Annotated in this window: 3 protein-coding genes; 2 read left to right on the forward strand and 1 reads right to left on the reverse strand. The window is 69.0% G+C overall.

Going from position 1 to position 3,318, the window contains the following annotated elements; genetic code table 11:
- Positions 1-87: 87 nt before the first annotated feature.
- Positions 88-771 carry a DUF4191 domain-containing protein gene (locus ACLQ24_RS18475; RefSeq protein ID WP_425892958.1) on the forward strand — a complete coding sequence of 228 codons (684 nt, stop codon included), beginning with the start codon at positions 88-90 and terminating at the stop codon, positions 769-771.
- A 315-nt stretch (positions 772-1,086) separates the two neighbouring features.
- Here ACLQ24_RS18475 and ACLQ24_RS18480 read toward each other — a convergent pair whose 3' ends face one another.
- Positions 1,087-1,485, reverse strand: a complete 399-nt coding sequence (locus tag ACLQ24_RS18480) for an RDD family protein (protein ID WP_425892959.1) — start codon at positions 1,483-1,485, stop codon at positions 1,087-1,089.
- A 261-nt stretch (positions 1,486-1,746) separates the two neighbouring features.
- On the opposite strand from ACLQ24_RS18480, the gene glnA reads away from it, so the two are divergent.
- The gene (gene glnA, locus ACLQ24_RS18485) at positions 1,747-3,171 is read left to right on the forward strand and encodes a type I glutamate--ammonia ligase (RefSeq protein ID WP_425892960.1); all 1,425 of its coding nucleotides are present in this window, start codon (positions 1,747-1,749) and stop codon (positions 3,169-3,171) included.
- The last annotated feature ends 147 nt before the right edge of the window (positions 3,172-3,318 follow it).

Below are 3,318 nucleotides of genomic sequence, written 5' to 3' on the forward strand. Positions count from 1 at the left end.
TCGTTGCTCAGCAACGTCGATCATGGACACCCTCGCTCTTGTTCGCTGCCCCGCACCCCTTGGAATAGATCGTCTAGACTCTGCGGCATGGCAAAGCCCCAGGAGAAGGTCTCGTTCGGCCAACGGCTGAAGCAGATCGGGATGGTGTTCCAGTTCACCGCCAAGCAGGACCGGTGGTTCGCGCCGCTGGTCGCCGCGGCGGTGCTCATCCCGCTCGCGCTCACCGTGGTCGCGGTGATCCTCTGGAGCTGGATCTGGCTGCCGCTGGGCATCCTGTTCGCCCTGCTCGCGGTGCTGATCGTGCTCAACCTGCGGTCCAACCAGGCGATGATGAACGCCGCCGAGGGGCAGCCGGGCGCGGCGGCGCAGATCATGGACAACATGCGCGGCGACTGGCGGGTCACCCCCGCCGTCAGCTCCACCACCCAGATGGACATGGTCCACCTGGTGATCGGCAGGCCGGGCGTGATCCTGCTGGCCGAGGGCAACCCCCAGCGCGTACGCGGCCTGCTGGGGCAGGAGAAGCGTCGGCTGGCCAAGGTCATCGGCTCCGCCCCGCTGCACGACTACGTGATCGGCCAGCAGGAGGGCGAGCTGCCGATCCGCAAGCTGCGCACGACGCTGCTGCGGCTGCCCCGCGCGCTCAGCGGCAAGGACGTCAACGCGCTGGACAAGCGACTCAAGGCGCTCACCGCCCGTCCGCAGATGCCCAAGGGCGCGATCCCGAAGAACATGCGGCCGCCGGGCGGCGCCCGCCAGCCGCGACGCTGAGCCGTACCCCGTGAAAGAGCCGGACCCGCACGGGTCCGGCTCTTCTCGTGCACCGCGTGTCCGCGGTCCGCGCCTCGCAGCCAAGATCCGCGCCTCGCGTCCGCAGTCCGCGCCCTGCGGCCAAGATCCGCGCCGCGTGTCCGCGGTCCGCGCCTCGCAGCCAAGATCCGCGCCTCGCGTCCGCAGTCCGCGCCCTGCGGCCAAGATCCGCGCAAGATCACCGATGTTGCTGCCTCAGGGGCGCGGGAGGCAGCAACATCGGTGAAGCTGTGGAGATCTTGGGGCGTGCCCGCACGGCGGGGGTGTCGTGGCGCGTCAGACCCGGGGAGCGTCGACGATGACCGAGTCGACGAGACGGTCGTGCACGCCACGGCGGTGCTCGTCCATGATCAGCGCGGGTACGACGAGCGCCAGCAGCACGCCCCGGGCCAGCGCGCGGAGCAGGCCGATCCGACCCCCGTCGTGCCAGTTCACGCAGCGGACCTTGGTGATGTACATGCCCGGCGTCTGCGCGAACAGGCCGAGGAAGATGCCGTACTCCAGGATCAGCACGAGCACCGGCGCCCAGCCGTCGCGTACCGGGTCGGCGAAGATGTTGGCCACCAGCAGGCAGAGCACCCAGTCGATGATCAGCGCCCCGAAGCGCCGTCCCAGGCTCGGCGGGGTGAAGGTAGGGTCGGTGGCCGGCGCTGCCGGGACATGCGGACTGGTCACAGCGATCAAGGGTATCCGCGTCCAGATCGGCGCTTCGGGGTGCCGTCACCACTGCGCGCCGATTCGGGCCAATGGCCTCAAGTGTCATTACACTGGCACAGCCGGTACGCCGTTCGCACAGGCTGAGTGCGTGGACAGGAGCGTTCCTGACGCTCCGCGAGGGACGTAACACGGCAGAAACACCGAAGACATGGCCGGGCAACTCCCCGGTCCTAGCGTCGCCAGGAGCCTAGCCACCCCGTGGACGTGCCAGGAGGATGTGTGTTCGCCAATCCCGAGGAACTGCTGCGATACCTCAAGAACGAGGACGTGAAGTTCGTCGACGTGCGTTTCTGTGACCTGCCCGGCGTGATGCAGCACTTCAACCTGCCGGTCGAGTCCGTCAACGACGACCTCTTCACCGACGGCCTCGCGTTCGACGGTTCGTCGATCCGCGGTTTCCAGGCGATCCACGAGTCGGACATGCTCCTGCTCCCGGATGTCGCCACCGCGTTCATCGACCCGTTCCGCGCGCAGAAGACGCTCGCGCTGAACTTCTTCATCCACGACCCGTTCACCCGCGAGGCCTACACCCGCGACCCGCGCAACGTGGCGAAGAAGGCCGAGGCGTACCTGGCGGCGAGCGGCATCGCCGACACCGCCTACTTCGGCGCCGAGGCGGAGTTCTACATCTTCGACTCGATCCGCCACGAGACCTCGGCGCACCAGTCGTTCTACTACATCGACTCGATCGAGGGCGCCTGGAACACGGGTCGCGAGGAGGTCGGCGGCAACCGCGGTTACAAGACCGCGTACAAGGGCGGCTACTTCCCCGTTCCGCCGGTCGACCACTACGCCGACCTGCGCGACTCGATCGTGCGCCGGCTGGTCGACACCGGCTTCACCGTGGAGCGGTCGCACCACGAGGTGGGCACCGCCGGCCAGTCCGAGATCAACTACAGGTTCTCCACCCTGCTGCACGCCGGTGACCAGCTCCAGCTCTTCAAGTACATCGTGAAGAACGAGGCCTGGGCCAACGGCAAGACCGCCACGTTCATGCCCAAGCCGCTCTTCGGCGACAACGGTTCCGGCATGCACACCCACCAGAGCCTCTGGCTCAACGGCGAGCCGCTGTTCTACGACGAGACCGGCTACGCCGGCCTGTCCGACATGGCCCGCTGGTACATCGGCGGTCTGCTGCACCACGCGCCGTCGCTGCTGGCCCTCACCAACCCGACGGTCAACTCGTACCGTCGCCTGGTGCCGGGCTTCGAGGCGCCGGTCAACCTGGTCTACTCGCAGCGCAACCGCTCCGCCTGCACCCGCATCCCGGTCACCGGCAGCAACCCGAAGGCCAAGCGCGTCGAGTTCCGCGTGCCGGACCCGTCGGCCAACGTCTACCTGGCCTTCTCGGCCATGATGATGGCCGGCCTGGACGGCATCAAGAGCAAGATCGAGCCGCCGACGCCGATCGACAAGGACCTCTACGACCTCCCGCCGGAGGAGTGGGGCGACGTCAAGCAGGTCCCGGGCTCGCTGCCGGCCGTGCTCGACTCGCTCGAGGCCGACCACGACTACCTGCTCGAGGGCGGCGTATTCACCCCCGACCTGATCTCCACCTGGGTCGACTGGAAGCGCGCCAACGAGGTCGACCCGGTGCGTCTGCGCCCGACCCCGCACGAGTTCGCCATGTACTACGACTGCTGAGCAGTCCCCGCACCACCGGCTGGGCCGGGGCCGCGGTCGCGGGGCCCGCCCCCCGCCGGGGGCCGGGGGGGGGGGGCGGTCCCCACCGCGGGGCGGCCGCCCCGGGGGCGCGCCGCCTCGGCTGGCGCTCTGCTCACCGGGCAGACC

The organism is Micromonospora sp. DT4 (assembly GCF_049841675.1).
Classification (GTDB): Bacteria; Actinomycetota; Actinomycetes; order Mycobacteriales; family Micromonosporaceae; genus Micromonospora.

Coding starts and splice junctions, on each gene's coding strand:
- ACLQ24_RS18475 (WP_425892958.1), top strand. CDS start 88: ATGGCAAAGCCCCAGGAGAAGGTCTCGTTCGGCCAACGGCTGAAGCAG.